The sequence below is a fragment of the Arthrobacter sp. 05T442 genome (assembly GCF_056395945.1).
This window is the reverse complement of the sequence record NZ_JBFTKM010000005.1, coordinates 1-14933: the sequence shown is the minus strand read 5'-3', so window position 1 is coordinate 14933 and position 14933 is coordinate 1. Positions and strand designations below refer to the sequence as shown.

Genomic DNA, 14933 nt, shown 5'->3' with positions numbered 1-14933 from the left:
CCCATGGCAGGACCGCAAGCCAGGACCTCCGGGACCGCTGGGGTGCCGGGCAGGGCGGCGTCCGCAGACGTCCGCTCGCAGACCCCGCCGTCGTTTCCGGCTGCCGTCGAGCGGGCCGATCCGCCCGTCATCGCCGTCGTCGGCCCGACCGGTTCAGGCAAGTCCGGGCTCGCCGTCTCGCTTGCCCTCGAACTCGACGGCGAAGTCATCAACGCGGACTCCATGCAGTTCTACCGCGGAATGGACATCGGCACCGCCAAGATCACTATGGCGGAACGCAGGGGAGTGCCGCACCACCTCCTCGACATCCTGGAGGTGACCGAGGAAGCGAGCGTCTCGGACTTCCAGCAGCAGGCCAGGGCCCTGATCGCAGACATCCACAGCCGGGGCAAACGGGCCATCCTCGCCGGGGGCTCCGGCCTCTACGTCCGCGCCGCCCTCGACATCCTGGAGTTTCCGGGTACGGACCCGGACATCCGCGGCCGCCTCGAAACCGAGCTTGAAGCGTCGGGGCCCGCGCCACTGCGGGACCGGCTGCAGGCGGTCGACCCCGTCTCCGCCGGCAGGCTCGGCGACGTCCGTCGGGTCATCCGGGCGCTGGAGGTTTTCGAACTGACCGGGCGCCCCTTCAGCTCGTTTATGCCCACCCGCGAGTACTTCCAGCCTGCCGTGCAGATCGGGCTGGAAGTGGACCGTGAACTGCTCCGGGAACGCCTCGCGCGCCGTGTCCACGCCATGGTGGACGAGGGCCTTATGGAGGAAGTCCGCCGGCTCGACGCCGCCGGCCTCAGGCGGGGCAGGACAGCACCGAGGGCCCTGGGTTACGCCCAGTTCCTCAGGGTGGTCGACGGCGAAGCGGACGTCGGGCAGGCCGCCGAGGAGACCATCGTTGCGACCCGGCAGTTCGCGCGCCGCCAGCTCACCTGGTTCCGCGCGGACCCCCGCATCACCTGGCTCAACTGGCAGGATCCCGGGCTTGTGACCGGAGCCGCGGCCCTGTGCGGACCGGCTCTTTCGACCCATGCCCTGCCGGCCCCGGAAACCGCGTAGCAGTCCGGGCCGCTGTGCTCCGGGCGTAGCTTTTCCGGGCACCGCAGCCTGACCGGTAACCTTGGAGCATGGACGAATCCCTTGCCTTGGCCGCTGACCGCAACGCTGCCGGCGACACCGCAATCCTGAGCGGACTGAAGTTTTCCAAGGGCCACGGCACAGGCAACGACTTCGTGCTGATTGCGGACCCTAACGGCTCGCTGTCCGTTACGCCCGAGCAAGTGGTGGCACTGTGTGACCGGCACCGCGGGATCGGCGGCGACGGACTGATCCGGGCGGTCCCGTCCCGGCTCCTGCCCGAGGGCCAGGCGCTGCTGACCGGGCACCCCGACGCCGAGTGGTTCATGGACTACCGCAACGGCGACGGCTCGCTCTCGGAAATGTGCGGCAACGGGGTCCGGGTGTTCGTGCACTTCCTCATCGCGGAGGGTCTCGTCGATCTGCCGGCCGGGGAGTCGTTGACCATCGGCACCCGCGGCGGGGCAAAGACGATCGTCCGCACCGCCGCCGGCTATGCCGTCGACATGGGCCCCTGGGAGTTCATCTTCCCGGGGGAAGCCACCGCCCGCGCCATGGACTCTCTGGTCAGCGCCGAGGGGCTGGAGGTTGCCCGGCCTGCGCTGTCCGTCAGCATGGGCAATCCGCACACCGTGGTGGCGCTGGCCGAACTGGCTGAACTGGACGCCACCGAGCTGTTCACCGCGCCCCACGTTGATCCCAGGCCGCCGCACGGCACCAACGTAGAGTTCGTCGTTCCGTCCGAGCCACTGGTCCACGACGGCGTCGGGACCATTACGATGCGCGTTCACGAGAGGGGAGTGGGGGAAACCCAGTCCTGCGGTACCGGTGCCTGCGCCGCCGCCGTCGCCATCCGCCACTGGGCGGGGCAGGGCGCCCCCGACGCCTGGAACGTCCACGTGCCGGGCGGGGTCGTGGGCGTGAAGTTCTTCCTCGGCACGGAAGGGCGCGAACACGTCGAGCTCAGCGGCCCCGCCGTGATCGTCGCTAGCGGGACGCTTTCCTGACCCGCAGGATCCGGAAAGACTTCGACGTGCTCTCCCGGGTCACCGAAAAACCGCTGTCCAGTTCTGCGGCCAACCACCGCTGCAGCGAGTCCGAGCCCAGGTTCTTCTGCACCACGAGCCACGCGGATCCACCCGGAGCCAGCCGCGGCAACCACAGCCGGAGCAGGGCGTGCAGCTCGTCCTTGCCGATCCGGATGGGCGGGTTGGACCAGATGGTGTCGAAACGCACGTCCGGGTCCACGGCCTCCGGCGTGCTCGCGGTGACGTTGTCCAGCCCCAGTAAGGCCGCGTTCTCGTTCGTGAGCGTCACGCACCGCTCATTGACGTCCACGGCATAGACGTGCGAATGAGGTGCCCGGAGGGCCATGGTCAGGGCAATGGGCCCCCAGCCGCAGCCGATATCGAGCAGGTTTCCCTGCGGCGCCGGAGCAGGCACGTCGGCAAGCAGCACGGCCGTCCCCTTGTCGATGCCATCCGGGCTGAAGATCCCTGAGGACGTCTGCAGCCGCCGCGTCTCACCGGCAAGCTCCACAGAAAGCGGCTTGCGGGTGAAGGGCCCGGCGGGCTGGGCGCTGAAATAGTGTGCAGACTCCATAATGGGCCAGATTAGTTGGCCCCCGGGCCGTATGGGAAACCGGCTGCAGCCGGCTGCGGCCGGGAATTTCCACGCGAAACAGGCACGCCTCGCCGGCGGAGCCACCGGCCGGGATCACGCGAACGGTCTGCTAGGCTTAAATCCATGTTCTTGAACTCCAAGTAGCCGGCACGGGCTTAGTCCCGTCCCGTAGCGACGCAGGTAGTCACCTTCCGCTCGGCGCGCCTCCGCAGTGATTCTTCTCACCCGGTGGCGCCCGGACCACTTGGAGTCCCGCCTTGGGGCGGCGGCATCCCGCCGGCCCGCTATCGGAGCCGGCTCAGCGGTCAGGTACTACGCGGCTGTTTCCCCGCAGCGAGGTGCAACGTGCCGCCTCTTCCTCCCCTTAGTTAACCGCTCCGTATCGGAGCCCACCATGCCCCCGGCACGGCCGCCGCGGGCATCCCAGGAGGCCCGCATGACCCCCAGTCGTCAGCCCAGCGCGAATACCGCACCACAGAGCAGCAATGGGCACTATTCTGAAACTGCCGAACCTTTAAAGGAGACCATGACCAGTCAGCCCAACACCGGACCCGATTCAGCATCCCAGGACATGAGTCCTGCGGAAATCCAGGCTGTCATCGACCGGATCCTCTCCAAGGACACCCCTGCCGGGAAGGCAGGCCAGAGCACCGGTGCCACCGCCGGCGAGCCCAAGACAGTGCTCGGCAAGGCCCAAGCCATTTCCCGCCTGGATGAGGTCTACACCAGCTACGACGGCGACCAGCAGGATCTCGAGGAACGGCACGCCCTGCGCCGCACCGCCGGCCTGTCCACCGAGCTTGAAGACGTCACAGAAGTCGAATATCGGCAGTTGCGCCTGGAGCGCGTAGTCCTGGCCGGGCTCTGGAGCGAAGGAACGCTCGCCGACGCCGAGAACTCGCTGCGTGAACTCGCGGCCCTCGCGGAAACGGCCGGCTCGGAAGTCCTCGACGGCCTGGTCCAGCGCCGGGCCAAGCCCGACCCGGGGACATTCCTCGGCTCCGGCAAGGCACAGGAACTCAAAGCCATCGTGATGTCCACCGGCGCCGACACCGTCGTCGTCGATGCCGAACTCGCCCCGTCCCAGCGGCGTGGCCTGGAAGACATCGTCAAGGTCAAGGTCATTGACCGGACAGCCCTGATCCTGGATATCTTCGCCCAGCATGCCAAGAGCCGCGAAGGCAAGGCCCAGGTCGAACTGGCCCAGCTCGAATACCTGCTACCTCGCCTGCGCGGCTGGGGCGAGTCGATGTCACGCCAGGCCGGTGGCCAGGTGGGCGGCGCCGGTGCAGGCATGGGCTCGCGTGGTCCCGGTGAAACCAAGATCGAACTGGACCGCCGCAGGATCCGCACCCGGATGGCCAAGCTGCGGCGTGAGATCGCCGCGATGAAGCCGGCCCGCGAGACCAAACGCGCCAACCGCCGTCGGAACGCAGTTCCCTCGGTGGCGATCGCCGGATACACCAACGCGGGCAAGTCCTCGCTGCTGAACCGGCTGACCGACGCCGGAGTCCTGGTGGAGAACGCCCTGTTCGCCACCCTGGATCCGACCGTCCGCAAGGCCGAGACCGCTGACGGGCTGGGCTACACCCTTGCCGACACCGTGGGCTTCGTCCGCTCGCTGCCCACCCAGCTCGTGGAGGCCTTCCGCTCCACTCTGGAAGAGGTGGCCGATTCGGACCTGATCCTGCACGTCGTTGATGCCTCCCACCCGGATCCGGAAGGGCAGATTGCCGCGGTTCGGACAGTGTTCAGCGAAGTGGATGCGCGCAAGGTCCCGGAAATCATCGTCCTGAACAAGGCCGACGCCGCCGATCCGTTTGTACTTGAACGGCTCAAGCAGCGCGAACCGCGCCACGTGGTGGTCTCGGCGCGCACCGGTGAAGGCATTCCGGCCCTGCTCAAGGCCATCAGCGAGGGCATCCCGAGGCCCAGCGTGAAGCTTGAGCTGCTGATCCCCTACAGCCGCGGGGACTTGCTCAACAAGCTCCACGAGACCGACGCCGAGATCCTGAGCCTCGATCACGAGGAAACGGGTACCCGTGCCGTCGTGATGGTGCGCGAGGGCCTCGCCGCTGAACTGGATTCCTTCATCAGCAATGACTGAGGCGGCAGTGACAGGGACGGACGCGGACACGGCCGACGCCGCAGGGGAAGACCCCGCCGCGGAGGCGGACAACCGCCAAGGGTCAGGAAAGCAGAAGCCGGCCGGCGAGGAGTTCGTTCTTGAACTCCTCGACCGGGCGGTGTCCGGCATGGGCGGCCAAAGCCGCGACGGCCAGCACGAGATGGCCCGGCAGGTGGCACGCGCCATCGACACCGGCGACCACCTCCTGGTCCAGGCCGGCACCGGCACCGGCAAATCCCTTGCCTACCTGATCCCGCTGATCGCCCATTCCCTGGTCAGCGACAAACCCACCCTCGTCTCCACCGCCACGCTGGCCCTGCAGACCCAGATCGTCGGCCGCGACCTGCCCCGGCTGCTCAAGACCATCACCCCCGCCCTGGACCGGCCCGTCAAGATCGCCCTCGTGAAGGGCCGCTCCAACTATGTCTGCCGGCACAAGCTCGAGGGTGGCTTCCCCTCCGAAGAACCCTCCGAGGGCCAGCTCTTCTCGCTCGGGGAGGACACGAGCGTCCCGCACTTCGCCGCGGCCATGAGCGGGCCGTCGTCGCAACTCGGCAAGGAAGTTGTCCGGCTCCGCGACTGGGCCGAAGAGACCGCCACGGGGGACCGCGACGAGCTCATGCCCGGAGTCACCGACCGGGCCTGGCGCCAGGTTTCCGTCACGTCGATGGAATGCCTCGGCGCGCAGAAATGCCCCCTCGCCGCGGAATGCTTCAGCGAACTGGCCCGGCAGAACGCCGCCGACGCCGACGTCGTCGTCACCAACCACGCCATGCTGGCCGTCAGCGCCTTCGAGGGACTCGCGGTCCTGCCCGAATACGACGTCGTGGTGGTCGACGAAGCCCACGAGCTGCAGGACCGCGTGACGGGCGCCGTGTCCGGCCAGCTTTCCGTGGCGATGGTCCACGTCGCCGCGTCCGGGGCCCGCAAGCACACCGGCATCACCGTGGATGCGCTCAACAATGCCGCGTCCAACCTCGAACTTGCCATTGAGGGGGTTCCGAGCGGACTCATGCCCAACGGCCTCAACACCGAACAGCTGGACTGCGTGGACCAGCTCCGCGACGCCTGCCGCGCCGCGCTCTCCGATTCCAAGGGCGACAGCGCCACCACGGCCGACGGCGGTCGCCAGCTCGCCCGCTCCCGGCTCATGGTCATCCTGGAACTGTGCGAACGCCTCCTGGCTGCCCGCGAGAACCGTGAAGTGGTGTGGTTCTCCCGCAACAGCACCTTCGACCCGGCACAGGGCTACTCCCAGCCGGACGAAACGGCACCGGCCCTCATCAACGTGGCGCCGCTCAGCGTGGCCGGCCGGCTGCGCGAGGGCCTGTTCGCGGACCACACCGTCATCCTGACCTCGGCCACCCTCGCAATCGGCTCCGCGTTCGAACCGGCTGCCGGCGGCCTGGGGCTCGTCGGCCCCGGCGCGCCCAGCTGGACCGGCGTCGACGTCGGTTCGCCGTTCGAATACCCCAAGCAGGGCATCCTCTATGTCGCCAAGCACCTGCCCAAACCCGGCCGGGGCACTTCCCCGGAGACACTGGACGAACTGGAGAAGCTCATCCAGGCCTCCGGCGGCGGGGCCCTGTGCCTCTTCTCCTCCCGGCGCGCCGCGGAGGAAGCCGCAGAGGCCATGCGGCCGCGGCTGGACATGGACATCCTGTGCCAGGGCGATTCGACCATGACGGCGCTCGTGCGGCAGTTCGCCGACGAACCGGACACGTGCCTTTTTGGCACCATGTCCCTCTGGCAGGGCGTTGACGTCCCGGGTGTCTCGTGCCGTCTCGTCGTCATCGACCGGATCCCGTTCCCGCGGCCGGACGATCCGCTGATGACCGCCCGGTCCCGGGCCGTGGCCCAGGCCGGCGGCAACGGCTTCATGAGCGTCTCGGCAACCCACGCCGCGATCCGCCTTGCCCAGGGAGCCGGACGGCTGATCCGTTCGACGTCGGACAAGGGTGTCGTGGCGGTGCTGGATTCGCGGCTCTCCACTGAGCGCTACGGAGCCTTCCTCCGTGCAGCCCTGCCACCGTTCTGGCCGACCACCGACCCCGGGGTTGCCCTCGCGGCGCTGGAGCGGCTCTCGAAGGAATCCGGGCAGCCCGCCACGTAGGTCTGGCGGGCAGCCCGGTGCCTGGTCGGGAGCCCAGGGCCGGGCGCAGCCGGGGGAGTGCGACCTTCCCGCCCGGTTGCTTTCCTTCTGTCTCCGCGCACCCGCGGGATGCCGGCGCCGTCCGGGACCGGCGGGCCCGTGCTCCGCGAGTAACTGGGCAGGAACTCGAAGGGCCCCGTCCGATGTCGAACGGGGCCCTCATGCCCTGTGGCCGGTGTGCGTCAGAGCGACCGCAGCACCGAGACGACCTTGCCCATGATGACGGCGTGATCGCCAAGGATGGGCTCGTACTGGGTATTCTGCGGCAGCAGCCAGGTGTGTCCGTCCCGCTGGCGGAAGGTCTTTACTGTGGCCTCGTCATCCAGGAGTGCAGCAACGATCTCCCCGTTGACTGCGTCGCTTTGCCGCCGGACGACCACCCAGTCACCGTCGCAGATGGCGGCGTCGATCATGGAATCACCGGCGACTTTGAGCATGAAGAGTTCGCCGTGGCCCACCAGTTGACGCGGCAGCGGCATGACGTCCTCGACCACCTGGTCCGCCAGGATCGGTCCGCCGGCGGCGATGCGACCGACGAACGGCACCATCGCGGTGTCCGTGGCGCTGGCGAGCTCCGAGACTGACCGCCCTCCCGCCGCCCGCAGGCTGCTGGATTTCTCCACGCCCGAAATCCTGGTGCTTCCCTCGTCCAGGGTCAGCGGCATGAGCACCTCCATGGCCCGCGGACGCTTGGGGTCGCGGCGGAGGTAGCCGAGCTTCTCGAGCTGCGAGAGCTGGTGGGTGACGCTGGAGAGGCTGGCGAGGCCCACAGTGTCGCCGATCTCGCGCATGGACGGCGGGTAGCCGTTGTCGGTCACGGACCGCTGGATGGTTTCCAGGATCTTCTTCTGCCGGACGGTAAGGCTCTTGGGGGCCCGGGCTGGCTGTGGGCCCCGCTGGGTGGCCCTGCCGCCGGTGGCTTGTGCTGCCATGTTCGCCAACGCCTTTCCAATCCGCCCGGCCGCCGTGGCTGCAGCTGCCGGGAACTTCCGGCCTGAAATGTCAGACCCTGCTGATCAACTGCAGAAGTGGTTGTTCTGTGACTCAAACGTAGGCCAGCCGCAAAGCTTTTTCAAACATTTGTTCTAGCGAGTCTCGACAACGTTCGTTAGTAAGTGCTAAAACAGAAGAAGCAAAGTTCGAATATGTGTTCGATTCGGAAATTTCCGGGCGAAGCATCAAGTTCGGTTCTATGTTCGAAGGTTCAGTCGGTTGGCGGCGAGTAGGTGGAGTACGCCGGGCGGCAACGTATGGTCCAGGAGGGCTCAGTTCATGTCAGCATCAAGCGCGTTTCACGACACTTTCAGCCGCGACGCATTCGGCCAGTACGGCCGGCCCGCAGGCACGTCGACCCGCCGGCCCACTTCGTCCCGCCAGCACGCTTCATCCGCGGAGCCTGTGCAGGCCGCCCGGGCCCGGACCAAGCAGGCCCCGCTGCGTCTGACCCGGCGTGGCAGGTTCGTCTTCTTCGGCGTGCCGCTGATCCTTCTTGCCGCGCTCATCCTGTCTTTCAGTGGTTTCCTCAACGCTCCGGCGAAGGCGGCCGAGTCGGCCTCCGAGCTTTCGCCGACGCCCAGCGTATCCGTGACTGTTCAGCCCGGGGAGTCCCTCTGGGCCATCGCGGGAGAGGTGGCCCCGGAGCGTGATCCCCGTGATGTCGTGGCCGACATCGTGCAGCTGAACAACCTGGGGGCCGCTCGAGTAATGCCGGGCCAGCAGCTCTTCGTCCCGTCCAAATAGTCCCGTGGATCCTTGCGCAAGCCGCGAGGAAGTCCCGCGGATCAGTGGTGAAGCTATGCGCAAGCAGTGCGGAAGTCCTGTAGATCTGTGGTGAAGCCATTCGGAAGCCGCGCGCCGCGCCGTGGCCGGCCGCCGCAGCCGGTCGCTACGGGGCCCCAGGCGTCACAGTTTCAGCGCCCGTCGCCCTCTCACTTAAACTGTTGAAGTGACTGACCAGTTAGAGCGCCTCAACCGACTGCCCCTCCGGACCAATCTGCGCGGTCTGCGCCCCTACGGCGCGCCCCAGCTGGACGTTCCCATCCTGCTCAACGTCAACGAGAACACCCATGGTGTCCCGGCCGACGTCCGCGCAGCCATCACCGAGGCCGTCACCGCAGCGGCGGTCGGACTGAACCGGTATCCGGACCGCGAGTTCACCGAGCTGCGCGAGGGGCTGGCGGAATACCTCGGCCACGGACTGGGCGCAGAGAACATCTGGGCGGCCAACGGCTCCAACGAGGTGCTCCAGCAGATTCTCCAGGCCTTCGGCGGCCCGGGGCGCACGGCGCTCGGCTTCCCTCCCACATACTCGATGTACCCGCTCCTGGCTGCCGGCACTGACACGGAGTACATCATCGGGGTGCGCGCGGCGGACTATGGCCTCAGCGCTGAATCGGCGGCACGGCAGGTACGTGAGCTGCAGCCCAACATCGTCTTCCTGTGCTCCCCGAACAACCCCACCGGCACCGGCCTCGGCCTCGACGTCGTGGAGGCGGTCTACGCGGCAGGCGAAGCGAGCCGGACCATCGTGATTGTCGATGAGGCGTACCACGAGTTCGCCCACGACGGCACGCCCAGCGCCCTCACGCTGCTGCCCGGCCGGGAGCGGCTGATCGTCTCGCGCACCATGAGCAAGGCGTTCGCCCTCGCGGGCGCGCGGCTGGGCTACATGGCCGCAGCACCCGAGGTCACCGACGCACTGCGCCTGGTCCGGCTGCCGTACCACCTGTCCGCCATCACCCAGGCAACCGCCCTGGCTGCGCTGCGCCACCGGGAGGCGCTCATGGCCGACGTCGAGGACATCAAGCGCCAGCGGGACCGGATCGTTTCCGAACTGCAGCGGATGGGGCTCAAACCGGCAGCCTCGGATTCCAACTACGTGTTCTTTGGCGGCCTCGAGAACCCGCACCAGGTTTGGCAGGGGCTCCTGGACGCCGGGGTGCTCATCCGCGACGTCGGGATCCCCGGCCACTTGCGGGTCACTGCGGGCACTGAGACGGAAACCACAGCGTTCCTCGAGGCACTCGAACGCATCCTGACCAGCGACCCGGCGCTGCACGCCTAGACTTAAGCTGGAGCCCGTGCCCCGCCAGACTGCCCAGCACCCATGCCTTCTTCCAAAGGACACACCCACATGAGCCACACCGGATCACCCGCTGCCGAGGCCCGGACCGCACGAATGGAGCGGACCACCAGCGAGTCCTCGGTCCTGGTCGAGATCAACCTGGACGGCACCGGCGTTTCGGACATCAGCACCTCGGTTCCGTTCTATGACCACATGCTGACGGCGCTGAGCAAGCACTCCCTGATCGACATGACCGTCAAAGCCACGGGCGACACCCACATCGACGTTCACCACACGGTGGAGGACGTCGCCATCACCTTCGGCGAGGTCCTGCGCACCGCGCTGGGCAACAAGGCCGGCATCCGGCGGTTCGGCGAGGCGACGGTTCCCCTCGACGAGGCCCTCGCGCACGCCGTCGTCGACGTCTCGGGCCGGCCGTACCTGGTCCACGCGGGTGAGCCGGCCGGCCAGGAATACCACCTGATCGGCGGACACTTCACGGGCTCCCTGACACGCCACGTATTCGAGGCGATCACCCTGCACGCCGGCATCTGCCTGCACATGAACGTCACCGCCGGGCGGGACCCCCACCACATCGTGGAAGCCCAGTTCAAGGCCTTCGCCCGCGCCCTGCGCGCTGCCGTGGAGCCTGATCCCCGTGTCGAGGGCATCCCGTCCACCAAGGGTGCGCTGTGACGGGCAACGTGCTCCGCGACGGTGCCATCATCGACCCGGCCGCCGGCACCAGGCCGGCCTCCCCGGACGGCAAGCCCACCGTCACGGTGCTGGACTACGGTTCCGGCAACGTCCGCTCGGCCGTCCGCGCACTGGAACGGGCCGGAGCCCACGTGATCCTGAGCGCCAGGCCGGAGGATGTGCTCAACGCCGACGGCCTCGTGGTCCCCGGCGTCGGTGCCTTCGAAACCGTCATGCGGGAACTGAAAGCCGTTGACGCTGTCCGCATGATCGGACGCCGTGTCGCCGGCGGCCGGCCCGTACTTGCCATCTGCGTCGGCCTCCAGGTCCTGTTCGAAGCCGGTGTCGAACACGGTACCGAAGCCGAGGGCATGGGGGAGTGGCCCGGCAAGGTGGAGCTGCTGCCGGCCGACGTCGTCCCCCACATGGGCTGGAACACGGTGTCCGTCCCCGAAGGCTCGACGCTCTTCGCGGGCGTCGAGAACGAGCGCTTTTACTTCGTGCACTCCTACGGCGTCCAACAGTGGGACTTCGACGTGATCCAGCCGCGCATGGCAGCGCCCCTCGTGACCTGGTCCGAGCACGGCGCACCGTTCATCGCGGCCGTCGAGAACGGACCGCTGTGCGCCACCCAGTTCCACCCGGAGAAGTCCGGCGACGCCGGCGCGCGTCTGCTGCGCAACTGGGTCAACAGTCTGCGGCCCAGGACTGCCGACGCCGCCTCCACCGACCCCGGACAGGTCGCCTAGATGTGGTCCGTGATCCTGATGGGCCTTGCCGGGCTGCTGGTCGGCGGGGGACTGTCCTTCCGGCAGCAGAAGAGTCCGCGCTGGGTCCAGATCGTGTTCTACGTCCTGGCCGGAATGTCGCTGCTGGCCGCCTACCTCCTGACGCTGCCCGTCTCCTAGCGGTCCCTGCACCAGTCCCGACCACCTGCCGCCATCTGAGAAGTTGAGGATCCCACTATGACCACCGAAACCCCGCTGCCCGTGCTCGAGCTGCTGCCCGCCGTCGACGTCGTCAACGGCCAGGCCGTGCGCCTGGTGCAGGGCGAAGCCGGCAGCGAGACCAGCTACGGCACTCCGCTGGAGGCGGCGCTGAACTGGCAGCAACAGGGGGCCGAGTGGGTCCATCTGGTTGACCTCGACGCCGCTTTCGGCCGGGGCTCCAACGCCGAGCTGCTGCGCGAAGTAGTGGGCCGGCTGGACATCAAGGTGGAGCTCTCCGGCGGCCTCCGCGATGACGAGTCGCTGGAGAAAGCGCTGGACCTCGGAGTCGCCCGCGTCAACCTCGGCACCGCCGCGCTGGAGAACCCGGACTGGACATCCCGTGTGATCGAACGTTTCGGCGACAAGATCGCCGTCGGCCTCGACGTCCGCGGCACCACCCTCGCAGGCCGCGGCTGGACCCGGGAAGGCGGAGACCTCTGGGAGGTGCTCGGCCGCCTCGAGGAAGCCGGCTGCGCCCGCTACGTCGTCACCGACGTCACCAAGGACGGGACCCTGCAGGGGCCCAATGTCGAGTTGCTGCGCCAGATGGTGGAGAAGACCGGCAAGCCGGTCGTTGCGTCCGGCGGCATCTCCAGCCTCGAAGACCTTAAGGTACTCCGGTCCCTCGTCCCGCTCGGCGTCGAGGGCGCGATCATCGGCAAGGCCCTCTACAACGGCAACTTCACGCTGCCGGAGGCCCTTGACGCCGCCGGCCGCCGCTAGCTGGCCCGCAGCCATGGACCACACGCCGGCAGGGACCGACGCCTCAGGAACAGTGCGCGCAGAGCCGGGTACGGACGGCCGTGCCGCCCCCGCACGGCATCTTCCCGGGCACATCGCTGCGGCCCTGGCGGGCGCCGGCGGCCCGGCCGACTCGGCCGGCCAGCCCTGGGCGGGACGCAGCCTGGCGGGCGACGACGCGAAGATCCACAATTTCGAGGACGACGACGGTACGGCCGACGCCGGCTATCTTGCAGCCATTGCGGCCCTGGCCGCCGGCGGCGCGGAAGCCGGAGTTGTCGAAGCCCTGGCCGGCGCACGCGTCTTCGTGCCGATCGTGGCCCGGCTCGCCGAGGAAGGCGAAGGTGCGGCCGGGCCGCACGGGAAGGATCTCCACGGGGACAAACAGGCCGATATGTCCCTCGTGACCCTCAAGGCGCCCGACGGCCGCACCGCGATGCCGGTCTTCACGTCCGCGGCGGCGCTGGAGGCGTGGCACCCCGGGGCCCGTCCGGTCGCCGTGTACGCGGCGCGCGCCGCCCTCTCGGCCGTCGCGGAAGGAGCCGAGCTGCTGGTACTGGACCCCGGCTCGGACCTCACGTTCGTGGTGCGCCGGCCGGCCGTCTGGGCGCTGGCGCAGCAGCGGCCGTGGACGCCGTCGTACGAGGACCCGGACCTCGCGGAGTCCCTGGGAGCCGCAGCGGTTGGCTTTCCGGCCGTCCGTCGTGTTGAAATTCATCCAGGCGGTGGAGTTGCCTCGGCTACGGCCGACGGAAGGCAGCTGGTCGGCGGAGGTGCCGGCCCGGAGCTCCGGGTGCTGCTGTATCTGGAAGACGGGCTCGACGCCGCCGGCGTGCAGTCCCTCGTGGGTGCCCTGAACAATGCCTGGGCCCGGAATGAAATGTTTGCCGAGCGGGTTGATTCGATCGAGATCAAGCTGCGGCGCGCAGCACAATAGCTTACGGCCGGCGCGGGCTACCCGGTGCTGCCGGGAGCAGTAGCAGAAGGATGTAGTCCGTGAACTTCGCGCTTTACCGGGAGCTGCTGGCCGTGCGCCCCATCCGGCGGCTCCTGCTCGTCGGCATGGTTGCCCGCATACCTCATTCGGCAGCAGGTGTGCTGCTGACGCTGCACATCGTGCTGACCCTGGGGCAGGGTTATGCGGCAGCCGGTGCCGCTGCCGCGGTCATGACCATCGGGATTGCTGTCGGGGCGCCATGGCGTGGCCGGCGCGTGGACACGGTGGGCCTGCGCAAGGCGCTCATACCGTCCGTCATCTCCGAGACCGTCATCTGGTCGGTGGTGCCCCATGTGTCCTACGAACTGCTGCTGCCGCTCGTATTCGTCGGGGGACTGCTGACCCTGCCGATCTTTAGCGTGGTGCGGCAGTCGCTGGGGGTCCTGGCTTCCGGTGAACAGCGCCGTACCGCCTTCGCCCTCGACGCCATTTCCACTGAACTCGTCTTCATGATCGGACCCGCCGTCGGGGCGGTCGTTGCCACCGGCGGCTTCTCCGTGGTGGGCCTGACCGTGGTGGGCGTGGCCACCTCTGTATCGGGTCTGTTCCTCATGTGGTTCAACCCGCCGACGCGCAGCGCCATCGCGGACCCCGGCTTCGAATCAGAGCAGCTCGAATGCGCGGAGGCCGCGGTCGTCGCCGCCGCGCCGGCCCACCTGCAGGAGGCCGCGGCCGAGTTCGCGCCGCTGGCTGCCGCTGCCGAGGAGCGGCGGCAGCGCGGTTCCGGCCTGCGGCACAAGGTCATCCACAACTTCAGCTGGTTCACCGCCGGCGTCGCCGCGGTCTTCGCGGTCGCCGCCGGGACGGGCATGGTCCTCAGCGGCACGGACGTGGGAATCGTGGCAGCCCTCCAGACCGGCGGACACCAGGCCGAGATCGGCGTCGTCTTCCTCTTCTGGTGCGCGGCATCGGTAGTGGGCGGTGTCCTCTACGGCGCCATGCACCGGACCGTCTCGCCGATCCTCCTCCTGCTCGGCATGTCCGCCCTCACTATCCCCATGGCCTTCGCGGCGGACACCTGGACCCTGAGCCTGCTCTCGCTCCTGCCCGGGGTGCTGTGCGCGCCCGTGCTCTCAGCCGCCTCGGAGAAAGTCGCGGAACTTGTCGAGGAGAGCCGCCGCGGCGAGGCCATGGGCTGGTACGGATCGGCCCTCACCGGAGGGGTGGCGCTGGGTGCGCCGCTCGCGGGGCTCTTCATCGACGGCGTCGGCCCTGCGGCGGGCTTCGTGTCCGTGGGGGCGGCCGGCGTCGTCCTGTGCCTTCTCGGCCTGGTCCTGCAGCGGCTTCGGCGCCGCTGTCAGGAATGCCCTGCCGCTGGTTTGCCGGGCCTAGACGATATGAAGTGAGGGGTGCGGGGCCCAGCCCCGTCCGGGACCGGCCATTATCGCCGGACGGTCCCGGCAGCGCCGGCTTGGTGTAATCCGTGCCCTCTGCGTGGTGGGCGGCGCTGCGGGGCCTGATCCCGGCGGTGATGT

Annotated in this window: 14 protein-coding genes; 12 read left to right on the top strand and 2 right to left on the bottom strand. The window is 68.6% G+C overall.

The genetic code is table 11. The features are described from left to right. Positions 1–3 precede the first annotated feature (3 nt). Positions 4–1050 (top strand): tRNA (adenosine(37)-N6)-dimethylallyltransferase MiaA, encoded by a 1047-nt coding sequence (gene miaA, locus AC1DES_RS07220; RefSeq protein ID WP_476895020.1) that lies wholly within the window; start codon positions 4–6, stop codon positions 1048–1050. A 68-nt stretch (positions 1051–1118) separates the two neighbouring features. Further along, complete coding sequence (gene dapF / locus AC1DES_RS07215; RefSeq protein WP_476895019.1) at positions 1119–2075, top strand: diaminopimelate epimerase; 957 nt, start codon at positions 1119–1121, stop codon at positions 2073–2075. Here dapF and AC1DES_RS07210 read toward each other — a convergent pair. Then, complete coding sequence (locus tag AC1DES_RS07210) at positions 2056–2670, bottom strand: class I SAM-dependent methyltransferase (protein ID WP_476895018.1); 615 nt, start codon at positions 2668–2670, stop codon at positions 2056–2058. The two genes, dapF and AC1DES_RS07210, sit on opposite strands and share 20 nt — an antisense overlap. A gap of 547 nt (positions 2671–3217) precedes the next feature. Here AC1DES_RS07210 and hflX point away from each other — a divergent pair. Both hflX and AC1DES_RS07200 read left to right on the top strand, forming a co-directional pair. Next, on the top strand, positions 3218–4798 hold the full coding sequence (gene hflX, locus AC1DES_RS07205) for a GTPase HflX (protein ID WP_476895017.1): 1581 nt from the start codon (positions 3218–3220) through the stop codon (positions 4796–4798). Then, the gene (locus AC1DES_RS07200; RefSeq protein ID WP_476895016.1) at positions 4791–6932 is read left to right on the top strand and encodes an ATP-dependent DNA helicase; all 2142 of its coding nucleotides are present in this window, start codon (positions 4791–4793) and stop codon (positions 6930–6932) included. Before hflX ends, AC1DES_RS07200 begins: the two co-directional genes overlap by 8 nt. 221 nt (positions 6933–7153) lie before the next feature. Here AC1DES_RS07200 and lexA read toward each other — a convergent pair whose 3' ends face one another. After that, positions 7154–7903, bottom strand: a complete 750-nt coding sequence (gene lexA, locus AC1DES_RS07195; protein ID WP_476895015.1) for a transcriptional repressor LexA — start codon at positions 7901–7903, stop codon at positions 7154–7156. A gap of 340 nt (positions 7904–8243) precedes the next feature. Here lexA and AC1DES_RS07190 point away from each other — a divergent pair, with 340 nt between their 5' ends. From AC1DES_RS07190 to AC1DES_RS07155, 8 genes are all read left to right on the top strand, one after another. Continuing rightward, positions 8244–8711 (top strand): LysM peptidoglycan-binding domain-containing protein, encoded by a 468-nt coding sequence (locus AC1DES_RS07190; protein WP_476895014.1) that lies wholly within the window; start codon positions 8244–8246, stop codon positions 8709–8711. A gap of 205 nt (positions 8712–8916) precedes the next feature. Further along, complete coding sequence (locus AC1DES_RS07185) at positions 8917–10035, top strand: histidinol-phosphate transaminase (RefSeq protein ID WP_476895013.1); 1119 nt, start codon at positions 8917–8919, stop codon at positions 10033–10035. 69 nt (positions 10036–10104) lie between these two features. Further along, the gene (gene hisB, locus AC1DES_RS07180) at positions 10105–10731 is read left to right on the top strand and encodes an imidazoleglycerol-phosphate dehydratase HisB (protein ID WP_476895012.1); all 627 of its coding nucleotides are present in this window, start codon (positions 10105–10107) and stop codon (positions 10729–10731) included. After that, complete coding sequence (gene hisH / locus AC1DES_RS07175) at positions 10728–11480, top strand: imidazole glycerol phosphate synthase subunit HisH (protein WP_476895011.1); 753 nt, start codon at positions 10728–10730, stop codon at positions 11478–11480. Before hisB ends, hisH begins: the two co-directional genes overlap by 4 nt. Then, a complete protein-coding gene (locus tag AC1DES_RS07170; RefSeq protein ID WP_476895010.1) occupies positions 11481–11639 on the top strand; it encodes a hypothetical protein in 159 nt (52 codons plus the stop codon). A 57-nt stretch (positions 11640–11696) separates the two neighbouring features. Continuing rightward, positions 11697–12443, top strand: a complete 747-nt coding sequence (priA, locus tag AC1DES_RS07165; protein WP_476895009.1) for a bifunctional 1-(5-phosphoribosyl)-5-((5-phosphoribosylamino)methylideneamino)imidazole-4-carboxamide isomerase/phosphoribosylanthranilate isomerase PriA — start codon at positions 11697–11699, stop codon at positions 12441–12443. Positions 12444–12456: 13 nt separating this feature from the next. Then, entirely contained in the window at positions 12457–13398 is a 942-nt protein-coding gene (locus tag AC1DES_RS07160) for an SseB family protein (protein WP_476895008.1), read from the top strand. Between the two features lie 59 nt (positions 13399–13457). Further along, positions 13458–14804: an MFS transporter gene (locus AC1DES_RS07155; protein WP_476895007.1), complete on the top strand. Its 1347-nt coding sequence runs from the start codon at positions 13458–13460 to the stop codon at positions 14802–14804. Positions 14805–14933: the final 129 nt, after the last annotated feature.